Source organism: Streptomyces sp. NPDC037389, assembly GCF_040636475.1.
In the GTDB taxonomy this organism is placed as follows: Bacteria; Actinomycetota; Actinomycetes; order Streptomycetales; family Streptomycetaceae; genus Streptomyces; species Streptomyces hesseae.
In genome coordinates this window covers 64,077-86,856 of sequence record NZ_JBEZUS010000012.1, presented here as the reverse complement: position 1 = coordinate 86,856, position 22,780 = coordinate 64,077, and the positions used below count along the sequence as shown (strand labels likewise).

19 protein-coding genes are annotated in these 22,780 nt (G+C 73.0%); 6 read left to right on the top strand and 13 right to left on the bottom strand.

Annotated elements, in window-relative coordinates; translation table 11 throughout:
• Nucleotides 1–109 precede the first annotated feature (109 nt).
• Nucleotides 110–2,833: a phosphoenolpyruvate carboxylase gene (gene ppc, locus AB0E98_RS25425; protein WP_361706635.1), complete on the bottom strand. Its 2,724-nt coding sequence runs from the start codon at nucleotides 2,831–2,833 to the stop codon at nucleotides 110–112.
• A 202-nt stretch (nucleotides 2,834–3,035) separates the two neighbouring features.
• Between ppc and AB0E98_RS25420 the strand changes: the two genes are divergently transcribed.
• Complete coding sequence (locus tag AB0E98_RS25420; RefSeq protein ID WP_361706632.1) at nucleotides 3,036–4,037, top strand: fatty acid desaturase; 1,002 nt, start codon at nucleotides 3,036–3,038, stop codon at nucleotides 4,035–4,037.
• Nucleotides 4,034–4,729 (top strand): TetR/AcrR family transcriptional regulator, encoded by a 696-nt coding sequence (locus AB0E98_RS25415; protein WP_361706629.1) that lies wholly within the window; start codon nucleotides 4,034–4,036, stop codon nucleotides 4,727–4,729. Before AB0E98_RS25420 ends, AB0E98_RS25415 begins: the two co-directional genes overlap by 4 nt.
• Nucleotides 4,730–4,833: 104 nt before the next feature.
• Here AB0E98_RS25415 and AB0E98_RS25410 read toward each other — a convergent pair whose 3' ends face one another.
• The gene (locus tag AB0E98_RS25410) at nucleotides 4,834–5,682 is read right to left on the bottom strand and encodes a trans-aconitate 2-methyltransferase (RefSeq protein ID WP_361706626.1); all 849 of its coding nucleotides are present in this window, start codon (nucleotides 5,680–5,682) and stop codon (nucleotides 4,834–4,836) included.
• 132 nt (nucleotides 5,683–5,814) lie between these two features.
• Here AB0E98_RS25410 and AB0E98_RS25405 point away from each other — a divergent pair, with 132 nt between their 5' ends.
• Nucleotides 5,815–6,312: a MarR family transcriptional regulator gene (locus tag AB0E98_RS25405; RefSeq protein WP_361706624.1), complete on the top strand. Its 498-nt coding sequence runs from the start codon at nucleotides 5,815–5,817 to the stop codon at nucleotides 6,310–6,312.
• Here the strand turns inward: AB0E98_RS25405 and AB0E98_RS25400 are convergent.
• Nucleotides 6,271–7,059: a response regulator transcription factor gene (locus tag AB0E98_RS25400; RefSeq protein ID WP_361706621.1), complete on the bottom strand. Its 789-nt coding sequence runs from the start codon at nucleotides 7,057–7,059 to the stop codon at nucleotides 6,271–6,273. The genes AB0E98_RS25405 and AB0E98_RS25400 overlap by 42 nt on opposite strands.
• A 242-nt stretch (nucleotides 7,060–7,301) precedes the next feature.
• Between AB0E98_RS25400 and AB0E98_RS25395 the strand changes: the two genes are divergently transcribed.
• The gene (locus AB0E98_RS25395) at nucleotides 7,302–7,760 is read left to right on the top strand and encodes a GNAT family N-acetyltransferase (RefSeq protein WP_361706618.1); all 459 of its coding nucleotides are present in this window, start codon (nucleotides 7,302–7,304) and stop codon (nucleotides 7,758–7,760) included.
• On the opposite strand, the gene galK is transcribed toward AB0E98_RS25395, so the two are convergent.
• The 3 genes from galK to galT are packed head-to-tail and all read right to left on the bottom strand — an operon-like array spanning nucleotide 7,757 to nucleotide 10,952.
• On the bottom strand, nucleotides 7,757–8,926 hold the full coding sequence (gene galK / locus AB0E98_RS25390) for a galactokinase (protein WP_361706615.1): 1,170 nt from the start codon (nucleotides 8,924–8,926) through the stop codon (nucleotides 7,757–7,759). The two genes, AB0E98_RS25395 and galK, sit on opposite strands and share 4 nt — an antisense overlap.
• Complete coding sequence (galE, locus tag AB0E98_RS25385) at nucleotides 8,923–9,909, bottom strand: UDP-glucose 4-epimerase GalE (RefSeq protein ID WP_361706614.1); 987 nt, start codon at nucleotides 9,907–9,909, stop codon at nucleotides 8,923–8,925. Before galE ends, galK begins: the two co-directional genes overlap by 4 nt.
• Nucleotides 9,906–10,952 (bottom strand): galactose-1-phosphate uridylyltransferase, encoded by a 1,047-nt coding sequence (galT, locus tag AB0E98_RS25380; RefSeq protein WP_361706612.1) that lies wholly within the window; start codon nucleotides 10,950–10,952, stop codon nucleotides 9,906–9,908. The genes galE and galT overlap by 4 nt, the downstream gene beginning before the upstream one ends.
• A gap of 96 nt (nucleotides 10,953–11,048) precedes the next feature.
• On the opposite strand from galT, the gene AB0E98_RS25375 reads away from it, so the two are divergent.
• The gene (locus AB0E98_RS25375; RefSeq protein ID WP_361706609.1) at nucleotides 11,049–12,704 is read left to right on the top strand and encodes a sodium:solute symporter family protein; all 1,656 of its coding nucleotides are present in this window, start codon (nucleotides 11,049–11,051) and stop codon (nucleotides 12,702–12,704) included.
• Between the two features lie 26 nt (nucleotides 12,705–12,730).
• Nucleotides 12,731–12,970 (top strand): hypothetical protein, encoded by a 240-nt coding sequence (locus AB0E98_RS25370; RefSeq protein ID WP_311608631.1) that lies wholly within the window; start codon nucleotides 12,731–12,733, stop codon nucleotides 12,968–12,970.
• Here the strand turns inward: AB0E98_RS25370 and AB0E98_RS25365 are convergent.
• The 7 genes from AB0E98_RS25365 to AB0E98_RS25335 all read right to left on the bottom strand — a co-directional run bounded on the left by AB0E98_RS25365 (nucleotide 12,909) and on the right by AB0E98_RS25335 (nucleotide 22,752).
• Complete coding sequence (locus tag AB0E98_RS25365) at nucleotides 12,909–13,661, bottom strand: LuxR C-terminal-related transcriptional regulator (protein WP_361706607.1); 753 nt, start codon at nucleotides 13,659–13,661, stop codon at nucleotides 12,909–12,911. The two genes, AB0E98_RS25370 and AB0E98_RS25365, sit on opposite strands and share 62 nt — an antisense overlap.
• 237 nt (nucleotides 13,662–13,898) lie before the next feature.
• On the bottom strand, nucleotides 13,899–15,860 hold the full coding sequence (locus AB0E98_RS25360) for a PQQ-binding-like beta-propeller repeat protein (protein ID WP_361706605.1): 1,962 nt from the start codon (nucleotides 15,858–15,860) through the stop codon (nucleotides 13,899–13,901).
• A gap of 196 nt (nucleotides 15,861–16,056) precedes the next feature.
• A complete protein-coding gene (locus AB0E98_RS25355; protein ID WP_361706604.1) occupies nucleotides 16,057–17,859 on the bottom strand; it encodes an ABC-F family ATP-binding cassette domain-containing protein in 1,803 nt (600 codons plus the stop codon).
• A 209-nt stretch (nucleotides 17,860–18,068) separates the two neighbouring features.
• Nucleotides 18,069–18,980: a 4-(cytidine 5'-diphospho)-2-C-methyl-D-erythritol kinase gene (locus AB0E98_RS25350; protein ID WP_361706602.1), complete on the bottom strand. Its 912-nt coding sequence runs from the start codon at nucleotides 18,978–18,980 to the stop codon at nucleotides 18,069–18,071.
• Nucleotides 18,977–19,867 carry a 16S rRNA (adenine(1518)-N(6)/adenine(1519)-N(6))-dimethyltransferase RsmA gene (gene rsmA / locus AB0E98_RS25345; RefSeq protein ID WP_361706600.1) on the bottom strand — a complete coding sequence of 297 codons (891 nt, stop codon included), beginning with the start codon at nucleotides 19,865–19,867 and terminating at the stop codon, nucleotides 18,977–18,979. The genes AB0E98_RS25350 and rsmA overlap by 4 nt, the downstream gene beginning before the upstream one ends.
• Nucleotides 19,864–21,282, bottom strand: a complete 1,419-nt coding sequence (locus AB0E98_RS25340; protein ID WP_361706856.1) for a ubiquitin-like domain-containing protein — start codon at nucleotides 21,280–21,282, stop codon at nucleotides 19,864–19,866. The genes rsmA and AB0E98_RS25340 overlap by 4 nt, the downstream gene beginning before the upstream one ends.
• A 513-nt stretch (nucleotides 21,283–21,795) precedes the next feature.
• Nucleotides 21,796–22,752, bottom strand: coding sequence for a TatD family hydrolase (locus tag AB0E98_RS25335; protein ID WP_361706598.1), 957 nt, complete (start codon nucleotides 22,750–22,752; stop codon nucleotides 21,796–21,798).
• Between the last annotated feature and the right edge of the window lie 28 nt (nucleotides 22,753–22,780).

Here is a 22,780-nt window from a genome sequence, read left to right as displayed (position 1 = left end):
GTGTGGACTCTTTTTTGTGGGGTGTGTGGGGGGGGCGCCCCCCCCCGCCCCCCCCCCCCCCGGGGGCGGGGGGGGGGGCCCCCCCCCCCCCCCCCCCCCGTCTGTGGCCTCAGCCAGTGTTGCGCAGGCCGGCCGCGACGCCGTTGACGGTCAGGAGCAGGGCCCGCGCCAGGAGCGGGTCCGGGTCCTGGCCCTGCTCGGCGGCGCGCCGCTGCCGGTCCAGCAGCGTCACCTGGAGGTAGGAGATCGGGTCGAGGTAGGCGTCGCGGATGTGGAACGTCTGCCGCAGCACCGGGCTCGCCGCCAGCAGTTCGTCCTCTCCCGTGATGCGCAGGACTTCCTGCACCGTCAGCTCGTGCTCCGCCTGGATCGTGTCGAAGACGTGCTTGAGCTCGTCGGGCACGAGGGTGTCGACGTAGTGGCGGGCGATGCGCAGGTCGGTCTTGGCGAGGGTCATCTCGACGTTGGAGAGGAAGTTCTGGAAGAAGTGCCAGTGGGTGTGCATTTCGTCCAGGACGTTGTCGAGTCCTGCTTCGCGTGCGGCCTTGAGGCCGGAGCCGACGCCGAACCAGCCGGGGACGATCTGGCGGGACTGGGTCCAGCCGAAGACCCAGGGGATGGCGCGCAGGCCGTCGAGGCCGGCTCCCGAGTCGGGGCGCCGGGAGGGGCGTGAGCCGAGGTGGAGCTCGGCGAGCTGGTCGACGGGGGTGGAGGCGAAGAAGTAGGCGGGGAGGTCCTTGTCCTCGACCAGGCGGCGGTAGGCGGAGTGGGCGGCGTCGGAGACGGTGTCCATGGCCGCGTCCCACCGTGCCAGGGCCTCGTCGGACTGGCGGGGGGCGGTGTGGAGGGCGGAGGCCTGGAGGGTGGCCGCGACGGTCAGTTCCAGGTTCTCGCGGGCGAGGGCGGGGATGAGGTACTTGTCGGAGATGACCTCGCCCTGCTCGGTGACCTTGATCTCGCCTTCGAGCGTGCCCCAGGGCTGGGCGAGGATCGCGTCATGGGTGGGGCCGCCGCCGCGGCCGACGGTGCCGCCGCGGCCGTGGAAGAGGCGCAGGCGGACGCCGTAGCGGTGGGCGACGTCGCGGAGGCGGCGCTGGGCGCGGTGGATCTCCCACTGGCTGGTGGTGATGCCGCCGAACTTGGAGGAGTCGGAGTAGCCGAGCATGACCTCCTGGACGTCCCCGCGCAGCGCGACCAGGCGTCGGTAGGAGGGGTCGGCGAGCATCTCGTCGAGGATCCGGTCGGCTTCCTTGAGCTCGTCGGTGGTCTCCAGGAGCGGCACGATGCCGATCTTGGACCAGCCGGCGTGGAGGTCGACGAGCCCTGCCTCGCGGGCGAGGACGGCGGCGGCGAAGACGTCGTCGGCGCCCTGGCACATGGAGATGATGTAGGACTCGACGACCTCGGGGCCGAACTTCTCGAGGGCTTCGCCGATGGTGCCGAAGACCCCGAGGGTCTTGGCTCCGGCCGCGTCGAGGGGTGCGGGGCTGGGGGCCAGGGGGCGGCGGGAGCGGAGTTCCTTGGCGAGGAGGCGGCGGCGGTAGTCGCGGGGCATGTCGGCGTAGCGCCAGGATTCCTCGCCGAGGCGGTCGAAGAGCTGGCCGAGGGCGTGGTGGTGGGCGTCGGCGTGTTCGCGGACGTCCATGGTGGCGAGGTGGAGGCCGAATGCCGCGAGGGTGCGGATGGCGCGTTCGAGGCGGCCGTCCGCGATCAGGCCGCCGCGGTGGACGCGGAGGGAGTCCTGGATGAGCTGGAGGTCGGTGAGGAGGTCCCCGGCGCCGAGGTAGTCGCGGCCTTCCTGGTGGGGGGTGCCCTTGGCCAGCCGCTCGCGGGTGTTGACGAGCTTCTGGCGGACGCAGGTGGCCTTGAGGCGGTAGGGCTCCTCGGCGTTGAGGCGCTTGTAGCGGGGGCTGATCTCGGGGAGGGCTTCGAGGTCGCGCTGGAGGGAGGTGAGGAGTTCCTCGGTGGCGCCGCTGTTGCGGATGGAGTTGGAGAGGGCGCCGCGGAGGCCGTCGACGAGTTCGAGGGCGTCGGTGATGCCGTGCTCGTGTTGCAGTATCAGCACGTCCCAGGTGACCTGGGGGGTGACGTTGGGGTTGCCGTCGCGGTCGCCGCCGATCCAGGTGCCGAAGGTCAGGGGGCGGGTGCCGGCGGGGAGGCCGACGCCTACGCGGTCGAGTTCGGCGGCGAGGTCCTCCAGGACGTCGCCGACGGCTTCGGCGTGGAGCTCGTCGAGGTAGTAGATGGCGTTGCGGGCCTCGTCGGTGGGCTCCGGGCGGGCGACGCGGAGCTCGTCGGTCTGCCAGAGCAGGTCGATGTTCTCGGCGAGGCGGAGGTCGGTGCGGCGCTTGTCGCCGGTGCCGGTGGCGGGGGTGTCGAGGAGCTCGGCGATGCGGCGGAGCTTGTTGAGGACGCTGCGGCGGGCGGCCTCGGTGGGGTGGGCGGTGAAGACGGGGCGTACGCCGAGGTTCTCGACGGTCTGGCGGAGGTGCTCGGCGTCGGCTTCCTTGAGCTGGTCGGCGGTGCGGGCGAGGATCGAGCCCTCGGCGTCGCGCTTGGCGCGCAGTTCGCGGCCGCGGTGGACCTGCTCGGTGACGTTGGCCAGGTGGAAGTAGGTGGAGAAGGCGCGGACGAGCTTGGCGGCCGTGTCCGGGTCGGTGCGGGCCAGGAGCGCGGCGGCGGCCTCGCCGTCGGTGCGGGTCAGCGCTCGTACCCGCTCCACCAGATCGAGGAGCTCTTCACCCTCCTGGCGGACCAGGGTTTCCCCGAGGAGATCACCGAGGCGGCGGATGTCGGCGCGCAGGGCGGCGTTGGTCTGGTCGGCACTGCTCACAGGTGCTGCTCCTTGCAGAGTTTCCGGCACTTCTGGAGGGGTGGCGGACCGCGCTGTCCGACGGCAACAGCATAGGTCGCCACCCGACGCGCGGTTGCCCTCAGCCCTCTTGCCCAGGCGCCCGGCCCTGCCATACTTACGAAGCCGTAGGTTACGGAACCGTAGGAACCGTGATCAAGATCCGACCCCCATGAGGGAACCCATGACTGCAAGCCCCGACGTGCTCGAAGACGCGCCGAAGGCCCAGGAGACCCCACTCCCCTCCGCCACGCTGGGCGGGGAGCAACGCCGGTCGATCGAGCAGTTCACCCTGCTGCTGTTCATCGTCGTTCCGTTCGTCGCCCTGCTCGCCGCCGTTCCGCTGGCCTGGGGCTGGGGGGTGAGCTGGCTGGATCTGGGCCTGATGGTAGCCATGTACTACATCGGTTGCCACGGCATCACAATCGGCTACCACCGGTACTTCACCCACGGTTCGTTCAAGGCCAAGCGGCCGTTGCGGATCGCGCTGGCGGTCATGGGGTCGCTGGCGGTCGAGGGCCCGGTGGTCCGCTGGGTCGCGGACCACCGCAAGCACCACAAGTTCTCCGACGCCGAGGGCGACCCGCATTCGCCCTGGCGCTATGGCGAGTCCGTGCCGGCCCTGATGAAGGGGCTGTGGTGGGCCCACGTCGGCTGGATGTTCGACCAGGAGCAGACGTCACAGCAGAAGTACGCGCCCGATCTGGTCAAGGACCCCGCCCTTCGCGCGGTCTCGCGGCAGTTCGTGCTGTGGACGGCGGTCTCGCTGCTGGTGCCCCCGCTGGTGGGCGGGCTGGCGACCTGGTCGTGGCAGGGTGCGGTGACGGCGTTCTTCTGGGGTTCGCTGGTGCGGGTGGCGCTGCTGCACCATGTGACGTGGTCGATCAACTCGATCTGCCACGCCGTCGGCAAGCGTCCGTTCAAGTCGCGGGACCGTTCGGGGAACGTGTGGTGGCTGGCCGTGCTGTCGTGCGGTGAGTCCTGGCACAACCTCCACCACGCCGACCCGACGTCGGCGCGGCACGGTGTGCTGAGGGGGCAGCTGGACTCCAGCGCCCGTATCATCCGCTGGTTCGAGCGGGCGGGCTGGGCGTACGACGTGCGCTGGCCGAACGCCGGCCGGATCGAGTCCCGGCGGGCGTCCGGGGAGAAACGGGATAAGGAGGGTGCCGCGCACGCGGCATGATTGACAGCGTGGCGATCGACAGCAACACCAGTGACAAGGACCTGCCCGCTGCCTCCGGGAGCCGGCGCGGCCGGCCCCGCCGTGTGCGGATGACCGGTGCGGAGCGCCGTGAGCAGCTGCTGGACATCGGTCGCACGCTCTTCGCCGAGAAGGGCTTCGAGGGGACGTCGGTGGAGGAGATCGCGGCGAAGGCCGGGGTCTCCAAGCCGGTGGTCTACGAGCACTTCGGCGGCAAGGAGGGGCTGTACGCGGTGGTCGTGGACCGCGAGATGCGGCGGCTCCTCGACATGGTCACGGGCGCGCTGACGGCGGGCCATCCGCGGGAGCTGCTGGAACAGGCGGCCTTCGCCCTCCTGGACTACATCGAGAAGTCCACGGACGGCTTCCGGATCCTGGTGCGGGATTCGCCGGTGGCGCAGTCGACGGGCACGTTCGCCTCGCTGATCAGCGATATCGCCACGCAGGTGGAGGACATCCTGGGCCTGGAGTTCAAGGCCCGCGGCTTCGACCCGAAGCTGGCGCCGCTGTACGCGCAGGCGCTGGTGGGGATGGTCGCCCTGACCGGGCAGTGGTGGCTGGATGTGCGGAAGCCGCGGAAGGCGGAGGTGGCGGCGCATCTGGTGAATCTGGCGTGGCACGGGCTGGACGGGCTGGAGCCCAAGCCGCGGCTGGTGGGGCATCGGAAGTCGTAGCCCCGGCCGGGCCGGGTGCCCCCGGTTGGGCACCGCCGGGCTCCCCGGCGGGGGGGACTCGCCGTGGCGGCGGGGAGGAGGCCCCGGTCCCGCCGCGACGGCGATCAGCCGACGTGGGCCGGTCCGGCGGTGCCGAGCCGCGCCACCACGAAGACGCGCCGGAAGGGGAACGGCGTCGTCCCATCCACCCCCGCCGGGTAGGCGGCCCGCAACAGCGCCCCGTACTCCGCGAGGAACGCCTCCGTCGCGGCGGCATCATCGGCGAGGCCGGTCAGGACCGGCCGAAGCCCCGTGCCGCGGACCCAGTCGAGGACGGGGTCCTCGCCGCGGAGGACGTGGACGTACGTCGTCTCCCACGCGTCCACCTCGCAGCCGAGCGCCGTCAGCCGCTCCAGGTACTCCACGGGCCGGAGGATGTCGAGGGTGCAGCGGCCCGCCGTGCCCAGGCGGTCGTGCCAGCGCGGGGACGCGCAGAGCTCGCGCAGCAGGGCGTGGCTGGGGGCGTCGCCGTTGCCGGGGACCTGGAAGGCGAACGTGCCGCCGGGAGCGAGGCCGGCCAGCCAGGCCGGGAAGGCCCGTACATGGCCGGGCACCCACTGGAGCGCGGCGTTGGAAACGATCAGGTCGTAGCGCTGGGCGCCCGGCGCCCAGTCCGTCAGGTCCGCGTGGGCGAAGTCGACGCGGCCGCCCCCGGGGGTCGGGCCGGCGTGGGCGGCGGCTTCGGCGAGCATCGGGGCGGAGTTGTCGTAGCCGGTGATGCGGGCGTCCGGCCAGCGTTCGGCGAGGAGCGCCGTGACGTTGCCGGCGCCGCAGCCGAGGTCGGCGATCCGGGCGGGACGGCCGCCCCGGCCCGGCAGCTCCGGGACGCGGGCGAGCAGCTCATGGAAGGGGCGGGTCCGGTGCCCGGCGTGGCGGAGGTACTGGGCGGGGTCCCAGTCGGGGGTGTGGCGCATCGCGGTGTCTCCCTGCCTCAAGAAGTCCGGCCTCGAGAAGTCCTGCTCTCAAGGAGTCCTGTCTCAAGGAGTCCTTGAAAGCTATCTTGACGTCAAGAGACTTCATGTCGACAGACCTACTACACTGATCCCATGGAGGACGAGGTCGATCGGCTGGTCGCGGCGTGGCGCCGAGAGCGCCCCGATCTCGACGTGGAACCACTCGAAGTGCTCAGTCGCGTCTCCAGACTGGCCCGGCATCTCGACCGGGCGCGCCGGATCGCCTTCGCCGAGCATGAGCTCGAGCCCTGGGAGTTCGACGTCCTGACCGCCCTGCGCCGTGCCGGGGACCCCTACCAGCTCTCCCCCGGGCAGTTGCTGACCCAGACCCTGGTCACCTCGGGCACCATGACCAACCGCATCGACCGGCTCGCCAAGAAGGGCCTGGTCCAGCGGGAGCCGGACCCCAGCGACCGGCGCGGGGTGCTCGTCCGGCTCACCGCCGAGGGGCGGGACCGCGCGGACCAGGCACTCGCCGGGCTTCTTGCCCAGGAGCGCGCGATCCTCTCCGAGCTGTCCACCGGACAGCGCGGTGAACTGGCGGGGCTGCTACGCCAGTTGACCGCCCCGTTCGACAACGTCCCCGGCTAGGTCCACCGGGCCCACCCCGGCCCGCCGGGCCAGCGCCACGGCGGCCAGGGTGGAGTGCACCCCGAGCTTGCCGAGCACGTTCTGCATGTGCGTACGGACCGTGTGCGGGGAGAGATAGAGCCGCTCGGCGACGGCCTTGCGGCCCAGCCCGGCCACCATGCAGCGCAGCACCTCGCGCTCGCGCGGGGTCAGCGACTCCACCAGCCGTTCGCTCTCGGTGCGGTGCTTGCGCGCGGCCGTCAGCTCGCGCAGCACGCCCGTCAGCAGGGCGGGCGGCAGATGCGTCTCGTCCCGCAACACGCCCCGTATCACCGACAGCAGGCGGGAGAGCGAGCAGTCCTTGGCCACCCAGCCGCCGGCCCCCGCCTGGAGCGCGGCGGCCGCCCGCCGTGGATCGTCGCGCTCGGCCAGTACGACCGTCCGCACCCCCGGATGGCCCGTGCGGACCCTCGCCACCAGCGAGATCCCGTCCACCGCGCCCTCGCCCGGCCCCGAGCCGTCCTGGCCCGGACTCCGGGGCTGCGCGGGCACATGCGCGACGTCCGGACCCACCGTGCCGAGGTCGGCGTCGATCAGCAGGACGTCGAAGCGACGCCCCTCGCCGGCCGCGCGCTCCAGCGCGCGCAGCGCCGCCGGCCCGCTGCCGGCCGCCGAGACGTCCACGTCCTGCTCCGCCGCGAGGGCGGCGGCGAGCGACTCGGCGAAGATGCGGTGGTCGTCGACCACCAATACCCGAATACGTGCCACAACCACCCCCATGTCCCGGTAGGCGGAGGCAGTGCGGGTACGGCGCCCGAGCCCGGGGCCGCCACGCGCGCACGGCCGCCGCCGTGCCCTGACAACCACCCCGCCCCGGGCGTCGTACCTGCCTGTCTCGCCCCCTGATCAGCGCCGGCCCCCACCGGCACTGTGCATCAGCGTACGGCCGGGGTCCGGCGACGGAAGCCGATTGGCAAAACTGCTTGACCCGGGTGTTTATCGTGAGCTTTATGTTCAGTATTGAGGCGGTGAACGACTCGGAACGACGTGATGTGGTCCTCGCGCGACTCCGCGCGACCAATACCGAACGTTCGTCCGTCATGCGGGCGTTGCGGGGAACATCCGTCGAGCGCAGCGTCCCCGTGGAGGTGTACGCGACCGGCCCGGACGGCGAGCCGGCGGGCGGGCTCGTCGGGCACGTCCAGTGGGGCTGGCTCCACGTCGACCTCCTCTGGGTGGACGGGCGCCACCGCGGCGAGGGGCTCGGCTCCGCGCTGATGGCACGCGCGGAGGACGTGGCGCGCGAGGAGCACGGTGCGGTGGGCAGCCAGGTGGAGACGTGGGACTTCCAGGCGCCGGGCTTCTACCGGAAGGTGGGCTACGAGGAGGTGGCGGCGGTCGAGGACTATCCGCCGGGAATGACGAACCACCTGCTGATCAAGCGGTTCCCGCCCGTCTCCGGGGCCTAGAGCTCGCGCCGGGCGCCTTCACCCGCCGTCGCCGTGAAGACGCGCGGCGGGGCGTACCCGGCGGCGGCGAAGGCCTCCGTCACGGCCCGTTCCACCGCGCCGGCCGTCGCCTCGTCCGTGAGGACGAGGGCCGAGCCGCCGAAGCCGCCGCCCGTCATCCGCGCGCCCAGCGCGCCCGCCCCGTTCGCCGCGGCGACCACCAGGTCCAGCTCCGGGCAGGAGACCGCGAAGTCGTCCCGCAGGGATGCGTGCCCGGCCGTCAGCAGCGGGCCGACGGCCCGCGGGTCGCCCGCGTCGAGCAGCGCGGCCACGGCCCGTACCCGCTCGTTCTCGGAGACGACGTGCCGCACCAGCGCGCCCGCACCGTCCACGGTCCGCAACTCCCCCACCGCGTCGTCGAGTTCCTCGTACAGGACATCTCGCAGGGCGCGCACCCCCAGTGCGCGCGCTGCCGCCTCGCACCCCGCGCGCCGCCGCGCGTATTCGCCCTCCCCCAGGTCGTGTTTGACGCGGGTATCGACGACCAACAGGCGCAGGCCGTGCGCCGCCGGGTCGAAGGGGATGTGCCGCCGGGTGAGATCGCGGGTGTCGAGGTGGAGGACGTGGCCGGCCGCGCAGCACGCCGAGGCGGTCTGGTCCATGATCCCGCAGGGGACGCCGGCGAAGGCGTTCTCGGCCCGCCGCGCCAGCCGGGCCAGCTCCGGGCGGGCGAGCCCGAGCCCGTACAGCCCGTCGAGGGCGAGCGCGGTGGCGATCTCCAGGGCGGCGGAGGACGAGAGCCCCGACCCCACCGGCACCTCGCTCTCCACATGGAGGTCCGCGCCCGCCACGGCGTGGCCCGCCTCGCGCAGCGCCCACAGGACGCCCGCCGGGTACGCCACCCAGCCCCGGACGGCGCCGGGCCGCAGCTCGTCCGGCGCCACGGTCACGACGCCGCCCGGCATGTCCGCCGAGTGCAGCCGCAGCCGCCCGTCGGCGCGGGCGCGGGCCGCCACCCGGGTGACCCGGGGCAGGGCGAGCGGCATCACGAAGCCGTCGTTGAAGTCGGTGTACTCGCCGATGAGGTTCACCCGGCCGGGCGCCGCCCACACGCCCTCGCAGCCGGTGCCGTGCACGACGCGAAAGGCGGCCGCCGACGGCCCTGAAGCCTCCCGCCCGGCGCTCAAGCGCGCTCCCGGGCCGCGCCGTGCCGCGCGAAGTCCCAGGCGTCCTCGACGATCGCGGCCAGCTCCGGGCGGCGCGGTCGCCAGCCGAGCAGCCGGTGCGCGCGTTCGGCGGAGGCGACGAGCACGGCGGGGTCGCCCGTCCGGCGCGGGCCGGGGAGCTCCGGGACGGGGTGCCCGGTGACCTTGCGGACGGTCTCGACGACCTCGCGGACGGAGAAGCCGCGCCCGTTGCCGAGGTTGCAGATCAGGTGCTCGCCGGGGCGGGCGGCGCCGAGGGCCAGGAGGTGGGCGTCGGCGAGGTCGGCGACGTGGATGTAGTCGCGGACGCACGTCCCGTCGGGGGTCGGGTAGTCCTCGCCGTGGACGGAGACCGCCTCGCGCTCCCCGAGCGCCACCTGGAGGACGAGCGGGATCAGATGGGACTCGGGCGCGTGCCGCTCGCCGTGGCGCCCGTACGCCCCCGCCACGTTGAAGTAGCGCAGGGAGACGGCGGCCAGGCCGTGGGCCGCGGACTCCCCGGCGATCATGTGGTCGACGGCGAGCTTGGTGGCGCCGTAGGGGTTGGTGGGGGCGGTGGGGGCGTCCTCGGTGACCGGGACGGTGGCCGGTTCGCCGTAGGTGGCGGCGGTGGAGGAGAAGACGAGGGTGCGCACGCCCGCGTCCCGCATGGCGGTGAGCAGTTCGAGCGTGCCGCCGACGTTGTTGCGCCAGTACGCGTCCGGGCGGGTCACGGACTCCCCCACCTGCGAGAACGCGGCGAAGTGGAGCACGGCGTCATGGCCGGCGACCAGCTCGCGGGCCGCGTCCTGGACCCGGCCCTCGATGAAGCGGGCCCCCTCGGGGACGGCGTCGCGGTGGCCGGTGGAGAGGTCGTCGAGGACGGTCACCTCGTGCCCGGCGGCCAGCAGGTGCGCGGCCACGACACTGCCGACATAGCCGGCACCGCCCGTGACCAGGTACGTTCCGCCGCCTCCGCTGTTCATGCGCTCGCTACCTCCCGTAGCCGTCCGGCCGCGGCCTCCGGCCGCACGTCGTTGATGAACACGTTCATGCCTGCCTCCGAACCGGCGACGAACTTCAGCTTTCCGGGAGCCCGGCGGCTGGTGAAGAGCTCGAGGTGGAGCGCGAATTCATTCCTGTGGGGGTGCCGGAAGGGCGCCTGGTGCCAGCCGGAGACATACGGCGTCGGCGGCAGGCCGGGGCCGAAGATCCGGTCGAAGCGCCGCAGGAGCTCCAGATAGACCCGGGGGAACTCGGCGCGCGCCGCGTCGTCGAGGGAGGGCAGGTCGGGCACCCGGCGGCGCGGGTGGAGCCGGATCTCGTACGGCCAGCGGGCGGCGTAGGGCACGAAGGCCAGCCAGTGCTCGCCGTCGAGGACGATCCGGCGGCCGTCGGCCAGCTCGTCGGCGACGACGTCGTCGAAGAGGTTCCGGCCGCCCGTGCGCTCGCGGTGGGCGGCGGCGGAGTCGAGCATGCGCGCGGTGCGCGGGGTGACGAAGGGATAGGCGTAGATCTGGCCGTGGGGGTGGCCGAGGGTGACGCCGATCTCGTGGCCGCGGTTCTCGAAGCAGTAGACCTGCTCGACGGCGGGGAGCAGGGCGAGTTCGGCGGTGCGGTCGGTCCAGGCGGCGAGGACGAGCGCGGCGCGGTCGTCGTCGAGGGCGGCGAAGGAGGTGTCGTGGTCGTCGGTGAAGCAGACGACCTCGCAGCGGCCGTTGTCGCCGGAGAGGGCGGGGAAGCGGTTCTCGAAGACGGCCACCTCGTAGGCGGGGGCGGGGATTTCGGTGTGCCGGCCGTCGCGCGAGGGGCACAGCGGGCAGGAGTCGGCGGCAGGGTGGAGGGGCCGGTCCTGGCGCTGGGCGGCGATGGCGACGCCGTCGCCGACGAGCGGGTCGTAGCGGATCTCACTTGCCGCTGACGGGGGTTGGAGCGGGCGCCGGTCGGCGGTGTCGCGCACGGCGTCGTCGCGCGAGTCGAAGTAGAGCAGTTCGCGGCCGTCGGCGAGCCGGGCCGCCGTCTTCTTCATACGACCTCTCCTCACACACCTTCACACATAACCGAACACAAGGAATCATGACCCGACAGCACGGTCAACAGCGCCCGAGCGACCGAAAGGTGAAGCATGCGCTATTCGGCCGAGAGTCTGCGGCTCCCCGTCAACGGGCTCGACTACGCCATCCTGGCGATCTACTTCGCCGTGGTCCTGGGCATCGGCGTCGCAGCGCGCCGTTCGGTCCGCACCAGCCTGGACTTCTTCCTCTCCGGCCGGTCCCTGCCCGCCTGGATCACCGGGCTCGCCTTCGTCGCCGCCAACCTCGGCGCCACCGAGATCCTGGGCATGGCCGCCAACGGCGCGCAGTACGGCGTGTACACCGTGCACTGGTACTGGATCGGGGCGATACCGGCCATGGTCTTCCTGGGGCTGGTGATGATGCCGTTCTACTACGGGTCGAAGGTCGGCTCGGTGCCCGAGTTCCTGCTGAGGCGGTTCGGGCCCGCCTCGCATCTGCTCTCCTCCGTGATCTTCGCGGTGTCGTCGGTGCTGATCGCGGGCGTCAACCTCTACGCGCTGGCGCTCGTGCTGCGGGCGCTGCTCGGCTGGCCGCAGGGGGTCGCGATCATCGTCGCGGGCCTCTTCGTCCTGGCGTACATCACGCTCGGCGGGCTGACCTCGGCGGTCTACAACGAGGTCCTCCAGTTCTTTGTGATCCTGGCGGCGCTGGTGCCCCTGACGGTCGTCGGCCTCAAGCGCGTGGGCGGCCCGGGCGGGCTGTGGGACGCGGTCTCCGCCGCGCACGGAAAGGACTTCCTGAGCGCCTGGGGCGGTACGGGCGTCGGCCACGCCAATCCGCTGGGCGCCAACTGGCTGACCATCGTGCTCGGTCTGGGCTTCGTGATGAGCTTCGGCTACTGGACGACGAACTTCGCCGAGGTGCAGCGGGCGCTCTCCGCGAAGGACCTGGGCGCGGCGCGCCGGACGCCGCTGATCGCGGCCTTCCCGAAGCTGCTGGTCCCGCTGGTGGTGGTCGTGCCGGGGCTGATCGCCCTGGTGCTGGAGCCGTCCCTGGGCCGAGCCGGCAGCGGGCTGAGCTACAACGACGCGATCCCCGTGCTGATGCGCGACCTGCTGCCCAACGGCATGCTGGGCGTCGCGGTGACGGGCCTGCTCGCGGCGTTCATGGCGGGCATGGCCGCCAATGTGTCGTCCTTCAACACGGTCTTCACCAGCGACATCTGGCGGGCGTACGTACGGCCGGGCCGCCCCGACGCGTACTACCTGGCCACCGGCCGCGCGGTGACGGCGGTCGGGGTGCTCGCGGGCATGGGCACGGCGTTCATCGCCTCGTCCTTCTCCAACATCATGAACTATCTCCAGACGCTGTTCTCGTTCTTCAACGTGCCGCTCTTCGCGGTCTTCGTCATCGGGATGTTCTGGAAGCGGGCCACGGCCGCGGCGGGCTTCTGGGGGCTGCTGTCGGGCACGGCGGCCGCGATGGTCAACTACTTCTGGCTGTACCGGCGGGGCGTCATCGGCATCCCCACTGACCAGGGCGCCAACTTCGTCTCGTCCATCGTGGCGTTCGCCGTCGCGGCCGCGGTGATGCTCGTGGTCTCGCTCGTCACCGAGCCGAGGCCCGCCGGGGCGCTGACGGGGCTGGTGTACGGGACGGCCGCCGCGCCGGTCGAGGGCGGGACCGCCTGGTACCGCAGGCCCGCACCGCTCGGCTGGGGCGCCGTGCTCCTGGCAGCCCTCTGCTACGTCCCCTTCTCGCTGTAGGACCCTGCTCACCGGAGGAGAACACCGTGAAGAGCGCCTTCGACATACGGCGGGTCATCGGCGGCCTGTTCGCCGTCTACGGGCTGCTGCTCACCGCCGCCGGGCTGGCCGCCTCCGACGCGGACCTGCGCAAGGCCCAGGGCGTGAACGTCAATCTCTGGGCCGGTCTCGGCATGCTCGCGCTCGGCGGCCTCTTCCTGTGGCTCAGCCGCCGCCCTGCTGACCCGGCACCCCCCGGGGAGGCCCCGGCGGACGGGGAGGACTGACCACCGGCGCGGGGGCGGTCGCGGAACTGCCCGTGGCGCGGTCCAGCAGGCCCGTACGGGCGGCCAGGGCGGCCGCCTCCAGCCGCGAGCCCACCCCGAGCTTCATCAGGACGCGCTGGACGTGGGTGCGGGCCGTGCTGGGCGCTATCCCCATGCCGGCGGCGATCAGCCGGGTGTCCTCGCCCTCGGCGACCCGCACCAGGACCTCGACCTCGCGCGGGGTGAGCAGCTGGAGCAGCCGGGCGCCCTCGTCGTCGGGCTGGGTGGCGGGGTTGAGCAGCTCGGTGAAGGCGCCCTGGAGCAGCTGGGGCTCCACGGCGGCCTCGCCCGCGCGGGCCTTCATCATCGCCCGCTCGACGCCTTCGATGCGCTCGTTGTGCCGGACGTAGCCGGAGGCTCCGGCGGCGAAGGCGGCCGCGATGCCCAGCGGGCTCGGCACGGGGCCGAGCACGACGACGGCGACCTGGGGGCGCTCCCGTTTGATCCGGACGACCGGGTCGAAGGCGCCCGGCTCGGCCGGGGACGCCGTGCCCAGCAGGCACACCTCGGGGGCGCGGCTGATGACCAGGTCGGCCGCGCCGGCGCTGGGCGCGGCCGCGGCCAGCACGCGGTGCCCGCGCAACTTCAGTGCCGAGGCGAGGGCCTCGGCCAGCAGACGATGGTCGTCCACCACCATGAGCCGCACGCCCATTGAGCTTCCCCCCTGTCGTCCGCTGCCGCCCACTGCCGCTCGCGTACGTCTCCCCGGCACCCTCTTGCCCGGGAAGCTACACGCTTGTTCGACGTTCCGCGCCCCTTACCGGTGAGAAGTCCCCCGGAATGCCGAAATCCCTGCCAATCACGTGTACTTCGCGACTGAAACGGATCGTTCAGGCATGCACACGCGGTGGGCAGGGATACGGCTGGAGTGCTCGTCAATCGATCAGTATCAACTACCGCCGAAAATCATCACCAGATACTGCTTACCGAAACTCACCGAGCTGGGCTTGTTGGCGTAACTGCCGCCCAGGTACAGCCGGCCCTGGGACCAGAGGGTCGGCTGGATGGTCGGCGAGAGCATGCGCTCACTCTGCGCCGACGAGGCCGGATTCTTCAGCAGGACATCGGTCTTGAACGACTTCGGATCGATCCGGACCACCTGGCCGCCCGCCTTGTAGGTCGGGTCCTGGTAGCCGATGGGGTAGCCGTCCTTGTCGACGCCCAGCGGGGTCAGAGTGGATCCCGGGACACCGTCCGCCTTGCCCCTGGACTGACCGGTGGCCAGGTCGAAGCCGACGATCTCGTTGACGCGGCCGACCTGCTGGGCGTTGCCGCTGGAGTGCTCCTCGGAGGGCAGGTAGAGGGTGTCCTTGGTGACGGCGAGCCTTGTGCAGCCCTCGACGTCGGTCGACGGGCACTTCGGCGTGAACCCGCCGTTGCCCGTGGAGATCTTGGAGCGCAGCTTGCCCTCCGCGGCGCTGTCGTCGATCGCCAGGAAGTCGGAGGCGCCACTGCCCTTGGAGCCACCCGCGTCGACCGCGATGACCAGCGGGTCGGTGGACGCGACGTGGACGTACTGGAGGCCGGCGGGGACCTTGTAGACCGACTTGCGCGCGCCCGACGCCGGGTCGAGGGTCTCCACCTGCATCTGCGGGCGCGAGTAGTCGCCGCAGCGGCGGACCGCGACGAGCTTGGAGCCGCCGCCGTAGCCGTCGTCCCGGCAGTCGTCGCCCGGCTTGGGCTTCCACAGCTCCTTGCCGCCGTCCAGCGACCAGGCGGCGCCGCCCGACGTACCGCCCGCGGCGACGGTGCCGCCGCCGATGGTGGCCTCGTCGAAGCGGACGTCCTGGTCGCCGCTCTTGGCCGATTTCTGCCAGAGCTTCTTGCCGTTGTTCAGGTCGAGGGCGACGACCTGGGTGCACTGGGCGTTGTTGGCCTTGCCGTCCTTGACGACCAGGGCCGTCTTGCCGTCGGCCGTGGTCCGCTGGGACGACCAGCAGATCTCGCCGTCGAGCGGGACCTCCCACTGCTTGCCGCCGGAGAGGCCATAGCCGACGATCTTGTAGACGTCGGCCTTGGCGAAGACCTTGTCCGTCGCCCACAGGCCCTTGACGCTGACGAGGTCGTCGACCTTGGGCTGGTCGACGGTGAAGAGCAGCTTGCCGTCGATGGTCCTGGGGGCCTGGCCGCCGCCCTGGGGCTGGCCGCCCTGGGTACCGGCGCTCGAACCCGCCTCGGTCTTCTTGTCGTCGTCACCGCCGCCCTTGGTGGCGAACCAGATGCCGCCACCGGCGACGACCAGCACCGCGGCCACCGCGCCGGCGATGATCGCCATGCGCTTCTTGGGCCCGTTGCCGCCAGGGGCACCGGTGGGCGCGCCGGCGGGGAACTGCGCGGTGGGGCCGTACCCGCCGAACTGCGGCTGGCCGGGGGCACCGGGAGCGCCCGGGTAGCCGTAGCCGCCGGGGGCACCGGCCGGGCCGGGGTAGCCATAACCGGGAGCGGGGGGAGCCGCGGGAGCGCCGGGCGCGCCCGGGTAGCCGTAGCCGCCGGGCGGCGGGGCCTGCGGGACCGGGCCCGGGGCGGGCGGGGCCGCGGGGGCACCGGGCGGCGGGTTCTGCGGGGCGCCCGGCGGCGGGACCGCGGGCGTGCTCAGCATGGTGGGCGGCGGTGCCTGGGGCGGGACCTGCGGGGCCGCGCCCGGCTGCGGCGGCCGGGGAGCGCCGGAGGGCGGGGGCAGGGGCACGGGCGGGCTGACCATGGTGGGCGGCGGGGCCTGCGGGGCCGTGCCCGGGGGCGGGCCCTGCGGCGGCTGCGGGGCGCCGAAGCCGCCCCGGGGGTCCTGCGGTGCGCCGAAGCCTCCGCCCGGCGGTCCCTGCGGTGGCTGGGGTGGCTGCGGCGGCTGTGACATCAGCTTTCCTCTTTACGCGCGGTCCGGGGCTTGCTGCACCGCATGAATCCCGCCAGTGTGCGGCAGGCGAGCGGGTGTTCTTTGTACCACCCGGCGCAGACACGCCAAGGGCCGATCTCGGATGTATCCACCACCTGAGACCGGCCCGTAACGAGACTGTTGCGCCTGATGACGCCTTACGTCGCCTTGCGACCCGTCAGGCGTCCTCGGCCAGTTCGAGCCAGCGCAGCTCCAGCTCGTCGCGCTCACCGGCCAGTTCCCGCAGTTCGGCGTCGAGCTTGGCCACGGCCTCGAAGTCGGTCGCCTGCTCGGCGATCCGCGCGTGGAGCTTGGTCTCCTGCTCGCTGATGCGGTCCAGGCGGCGCTCGATCTTCTGGAGCTCCTTCTTCGCCGCGCGGGCGTCGGCGGCGGGCTTCGCCTTGACGGCGGCGGGCGCGGCGGGGGCGGCCGGCGCGGCGGCCTCGATGACGCGCTGACGGCGCTCCAGGTACTCGTCGAGGCCGCGCGGCAGCATCCGCAGCGCCCGGTCGCCGAGCAGCGCGAAGACGCGGTCGGTGGTGCGCTCGACGAAGTACCGGTCGTGGCTGATGACGATCATCGAGCCGGGCCAGCCGTCGAGGAGGTCCTCGAGCTGGGTGAGGGTCTCGATGTCGAGGTCGTTGGTGGGCTCGTCGAGGAAGAGGACGTTGGGCTCGTCCATCAGCAGGCGCAGGATCTGGAGCCGGCGGCGCTCACCGCCGGAGAGGTCGCCGACGGGGGTCCACTGCTTCTCCTTGGTGAAGCCGAACTTCTCGCAGAGCTGTCCGGCCGTCATCTCCCGGCCCTTGCCGAGGTCGACCCGGTCGCGGATCTGCTGGACGGCCTCCAGGACCCGGATGGCGGGGTCGAGTTCGGCGACCTCCTGGGAGAGGTAGGCGAGCTTGACGGTCTTGCCGACGACGACCTTGCCGGCCGCCGGCTGCTTCTCGCCCTCGGTGCGGGCCGCCTCGGCGAGGGTGCGCAGCAGCGAGGTCTTGCCGGCGCCGTTGACGCCGACGAGGCCGACGCGGTCGCCGGGGCCCAGCTGCCAGGTGAGGTGCTCGATGAGCGACTTGGGGCCGGCCTGGACGGTCACGTTCTCCAGGTCGAAGACGGTCCTGCCCAGCCGCGAGCTGGCGAACTTCATCAGCTCGGAGGTGTCGCGCGGCGGCGGCACGTCCGCGATCAGCTCGTTGGCGGCCTCGATACGGAAGCGCGGCTTGCTGGTGCGGGCGGGGGCGCCGCGCCGCAGCCAGGCGAGCTCCTTGCGCATCAGGTTCTGCCGCTTGGCCTCCTCGGTGGCGGCGATCCGCTCCCGCTCGGCGCGTGCGAAGACGTAGTCGCTGTAGCCGCCCTCGTACTCGTGGACGGCGCCTCGCTGGACGTCCCACATGCGGGTGCAGACCTGGTCGAGGAACCAGCGGTCGTGGGTGACGCACACCAGCGCCGAGCGGCGGGCCTGGAGGTGGCCGGCCAGCCAGGAGATGCCCTCGACGTCGAGGTGGTTGGTGGGCTCGTCCAGGACGATCAGGTCCTGCTCGGAGATCAGCAGCTTGGCCAGCGCGATGCGGCGGCGCTCGCCACCGGAGAGCGGGCCGATGACGGTCTCCAGGCCCTGCGGGAAGGCCGGCAGGTCCAGGCCGCCGAAGAGGCCGGTGAGCACGTCGCGGATCTTGGCGTTGCCGGCCCACTCGTGGTCGGCCATGTCCCCGAGGACCTCGTGCCTGACGGTTGCGGCCGGGTCCAGGGAGTCGTGCTGGGTGAGGACGGCCATGCGCACGTGACCGGCGTGGGTCACACGGCCCTTGTCGGCCTCCTCCAGCTTGGCGAGGATGCGGATGAGCGTGGTTTTGCCGTCACCGTTGCGGCCGACGACGCCGATCCGGTCGCCCTCGTTGACCCCGAGGGAGATGCCGTCGAGCAGCGCACGCGTGCCGTACACCTTGTCGACGGCTTCCAGATTGACCAGGTTGGCTGCCATGCCGCTGCCGCTCCTTGATTCGTGGGACTCCTCCCAGGATCCCACGCCGGGAGCGGGGCCCCGGACCCAGGCCCGGGGCCCCGGGGTCAGACGCGGATACGGCCGCCGCTGCCGTTGCCGAGGCCCGTGGTGATCCGTCCGAAGGCGGGCCAGCCGCCGTGGCCGTCGCCGCCGGCGTTGCGCCAGGCGCGGCGGCCGCCGCCGTCCCGCTACGCCCCGCGCGCCACCACGGTCGCGCCCGGCACCGGGCCCGCCGCCACCCGTACCGCGCGGCACGTGCCGGAGGAGCGGAGCGCGTCCGCGACCTTCTCCGCGCCGGCCGCGTCGGCGGTCAGGAACGCCGTCGTCGGGCCGGAGCCGGACACCATGGCGGCCAGTGCCCCGGCCTCCTCGCCCGCCGCCAGCGTCGCGGCGAGCGACGGGCGCAGGGAGACGGCGGCCGACTGGAGGTCGTTGCTCACGGCGGCCGCCAGCGCCGCCGCGTCGCCGGCGCGCAGGGCGGCCAGCAGGGCGGCCGAAGGCTCCGGGTCGGGTACGGGCGTGGTGCCGCGCAGCCGGTCGCACTCGGCGTAGACGGCGGGCGTGGACAGGCCGCCGTCGGCGACCGCGAACACCCAGGAGAAGGAGCCGCCCGCCTCCAGCGGCGTCAGCAGCTCGCCCCGGCCGCGGCCGAGTGCCACGCCGCCGACGAGGCTGAAGGGCACGTCGCTGCCGAGCTCCGCGCAGATCTCCAGGAGCTCTTCGCGGGAGGCGCCGGTGCCCCACAGGGCGTCGCAGGCGAGGAGGGCGCCCGCGCCGTCCGCGCTGCCGCCGGCCATGCCGCCCGCGACGGGGATGTCCTTGTCGATGTGGATGTGGACGCCTCCGTCCCGGCCGTGGCGGGCCGCGAGGGCGAGCGCCGCCCGGGCGGCCAGGTTGGTGCGGTCCAGGGGGACCTGGGCGGCGTCCGGGCCGGAGCAGGTGACGCGCAGCTCGTCGGCGGGGCGGACGGTGACCTCGTCGTACAGCCCGACGGCCAGGAAGACGTTCGCCAGGTCGTGGAAGCCGTCGGGCCGCAGCGGGCCCACGCCGAGCTGGACGTTGACCTTCGCGGGGACGCGAACCGTGACGGAGACGGTCACTGCGCGGCGCCCTTCTGTTCGGCGATGGCGGCGAACTCGTACACGGTCAGCGCCTCGCCGCGGGCCTGCGGGGAGATCCCGGCGGCGACCAGCGCGGCCTCGGCGGCGGCCGCCGAGCCCGCCCAGCCCGCCAGCGCGGCGCGCAGCGTCTTGCGGCGCTGGGCGAAGGCGGCGTCGACGACGGCGAAGACCTCGGCCTTGGTGGCGGTCGTCTTGATCGGCTCGGTGCGCCGGACCAGCGAGACGAGGCCGGAGTCGACGTTCGGCGCGGGCCAGAAGACATTGCGGCCGATGGCGCCGGCGCGCTTGACCTCCGCGTACCAGTTGGCCTTCACGGACGGGACGCCGTAGACCTTGTTGCCCGGCTTGGCGGCGAGCCGGTCGGCGACCTCGGCCTGGACCATGACCAGGGTGCGCTCGATGCTGGGGAACCGGTCCAGCATGTGCAGCAGCACGGGCACGGCGACGTTGTACGGCAGGTTGGCCACGAGCGCGGTGGGCGCCGGGCCGGGCAGCTCGGTGACGTGCATGGCGTCGCTGTGCACGAGCGCGAAGCGGTCGGCGCGCCCGGGCAGTCGCTCGGCGATCGTGCCCGGGAGCGCTGCGGCCAGCACGTCGTCGATCTCGACCGCGGTGACCCGGTCGGCCGCCTCCAGCAGGGCGAGGGTCAGCGACCCGAGGCCCGGTCCGACCTCGACGACGACATCGTCGGGCCGCACCTCGGCGGTCCGCACGATCCGCCGGACCGTATTGGCGTCGATCACGAAGTTCTGGCCGCGCTGTTTGGTGGGGCGGACCCCGAGGGCGGCGGCCAGTTCGCGGATGTCGGACGGGCCGAGCAGGGCACCGGACTCGCCGGATTCGTCTGTGCTGGGGCTGGAGCTCACCCGTGAAGTTTACGGCCGCACACGGGCCACGGGCTCGCCCCCCGGCTGACGTACAGCTTCTTGGCCCGCATGGTCTGCTCCTCCGACGGGGCGTCCTGGGGGCGGCCGGCGCCGCCGAGGGACTGCCAGGTGTGGGTGTCGAACTGGTAGAGCCCGCCGTAGGTGCCCGACGGGTCGACGGCGTCCGGCCGCCCGCCCGCCTCGCACTGCGCGAGCCCGTTCCAGTTGAGCCCCTCCGCGCCCTGCACGGTGGTGGGCCGGGCCTTGGTCCCCACCTTGACGACCTCGGTGCGGGGCGGCCGGACGACCTCGGAGCGGATCTTCTTGGGCTTCTGCTTGACGCCGTTGACGGTCCGCAGGGAGTACGTGACGCGCTCGACGCCCTTCTCGCCGCGCTGGGAGACGACCTCGGTGCCCTTGTAGAGCGAGGGGTCCTCGTGGCGCTCGGTGGAGAAGTCGATGGGCTCCTCCCTGGTCTCCTCGTCGGCGGAGATCCGCATGACGGAGATCGTCTGACCCTCGCGGGGGAAGCTCTCGGGGTCCACGGAGGTGGTGTCCTCGCCGCGCAGCCCGATGCCGGCCTGCTCGATGGCCTCGCGGACGGTCGCGGCGTTGGTGCGGACGGTGCGCTCGCGCCCGTCGGCCATGAAGGTGACGGTGCGTTCGGTACGGACGTCCAGGTCCAGGCCCTTGCGCCCGATGGGCGCGGAGCGGGACGCGGACAGGTACGCGCCCTCGGCCCGGACGCCGAGCTGGCGCAGGGCGCCGTCGACGGTGCGGGCGGTCGTCCACACCTGGCGGCGCTCCCCGTCGAGGGTGAGGGAGACGGGCCGTCCGTAGCGGACGATGACGCGGTCGCCGGAAGCCAGGTCGTGGTGGCGTCCGGGGGCGACGATGTCGTGCTCGCCGACGGCCATGCCCTCGTCGGCCAGCAGCTCGTCGACGTCGCCGGCGAAGGTGTGGAGGGTGCGGGGCTTGCCGTCGACGCTGAGCTGGACGGCCTTGTCGCCGGCGATGAAGGCCGACGTCCCGCCGGCCAGGAAGGCCACGACGAGCGCCTGCGGCAGCAGCCGCCGCAGCGGCTCGGCGGCCCGCTCGCGGGGCGCCGAACGGGTTCGGGGCGGGGACTGGGGCTGGGTGCCCGCCTCCGCCCCGGGCCGGGGGGCGGCGCTCCGCGCCGAGCGCTTACGGCCACCGCCCGCGGCCGCCGCCCGCCGCGAGGCTGCCCGGCCACCGGGGGCTCCGGGGCCGGAGCCGTGGCCCTGGCCGGGGATGGGGGCGGCACCGGTGTCGCGGCCGGGGCCCGCGCCGACGTCCGGGCCGGGCCCGGCCACGGGCGGGCCCGCCACGGGGAGGCTGTCGGCGACGGGGGCCACGGCGCCGGGGCCGCCCTGGGGCCCAGGGCTTCCGTAGATCCCGAGATCCCCGTAGACCCCGGGGCCATGGCCCCCGGAGCCCCGGCCGCTCGGCGGGGTCGCCTGCCGGGGGAGCTGTGGTTGCCCGAACGGCTCGTACGCCTCGTAGCCCTCGTAGCCCTCGTGGCCCCCGTACGGGCCGTACGTCCCGTACCGCTCCTGCGAAGGCGCGTCGGACAGGCCGTGCGGCTCATGCGGCGGCCGGTAGGGGTCGTAGGGCTCGTACGCCTCGAACGGCTCCAGGGGCGCGAACGCCCCATGGTTCCCATGGCTCCCATCGTTCCCGTACGGCTCGTACAGCGACCCGTACGACTCGGGCGGCGGCGCCCCGTACGGCTCGCGGGGCGCGTACGGGTCGTACGACGGGGTTCCCGTCGCGGCGCGGGGTGCAGCGTGGGGGCTGCCCGGTGCATGACTCACGACACTCCACTGGTCCGGCTAGGCCCGGGACTGTAGCGGAGCGACCATCACCCACCAAAGTCGTATCGTCACACGGTGTCGCGAAAACCGGCGTCAGTATCCGAAGACGCGTGCGGTATTGGCCGCTACCGCCGTGGCCAGGGCGTCCTCGCCGATGTCCTTCACTTCGGCCATCGCGCGCAATGTGACCGGAATGAGGTAGGGCGCGTTGGGCCGTCCGCGATACGGGGCCGGGGTCAGGAAGGGCGCGTCGGTCTCGACGAGGATCAGGTCGAGGGGGGCGACGGCCAGGGCGTCGCGCAGGTGCTGGGCGTTCTTGAAGGTGACGTTGCCGGCGAAGGACATGTAGTAGCCCGCCTCGGCGCAGACCTTCGCCATGGCGGCGTCACCGGAGTAGCAGTGGAAGACCACCCGCTCGGGAGCGCCCTCCTCGGCCAGGACGCGCAGCACGTCGTCGTGGGCGTCGCGGTCATGGATGACCAGGGCCTTGCCCTGCCGCTTGGCGATATCGATATGGCGCCGGAAGGAGTACTCCTGGGCGGCCATGCCCTCGGGTCCGGTACGGAAGTAGTCCAGTCCCGTCTCCCCCACCCCGCGTACCTGGGGCAGGGCGGCGAGGCGGTCGATCTCCTCGAGCGCGGCGTCCAGGGCGGCCATGCCGCCGGGCTCGCGGGCGCCCTGCCGCGACCAGCCGTCGGGGTCGCCGAGGACGATGCGGGGCGCCTCGTTCGGGTGCAGTGCCACCGTGGCCCAGACGGGCTCGTACGCGGCGGCCGTCTCGGCCGCCCAGCGCGACCCGGCCAGGTCGCAGCCCACCTGGATCACCGTGGCGACCCCGACGGAAGCGGCCTTGGCCAGCGCGTCCTCGACCGTGCCGGTGGGGGCACCTCCCAGCGGTAGCCGGGGGAGCATGTCGAGGTGGGTGTGCGAGTCGGCGACGGGCACGGCCAACGGTGCCGGGAGCGGCGGAGGGACGTCCTTGTCGTTCTTCTTCCGCTCGCCGCCGACCGGACCGTTGCTCGTGCTGTCGTTCGATGTCGTTGCCGCCATGACCGCGATTCTAGGGAGGGCGGTCCCC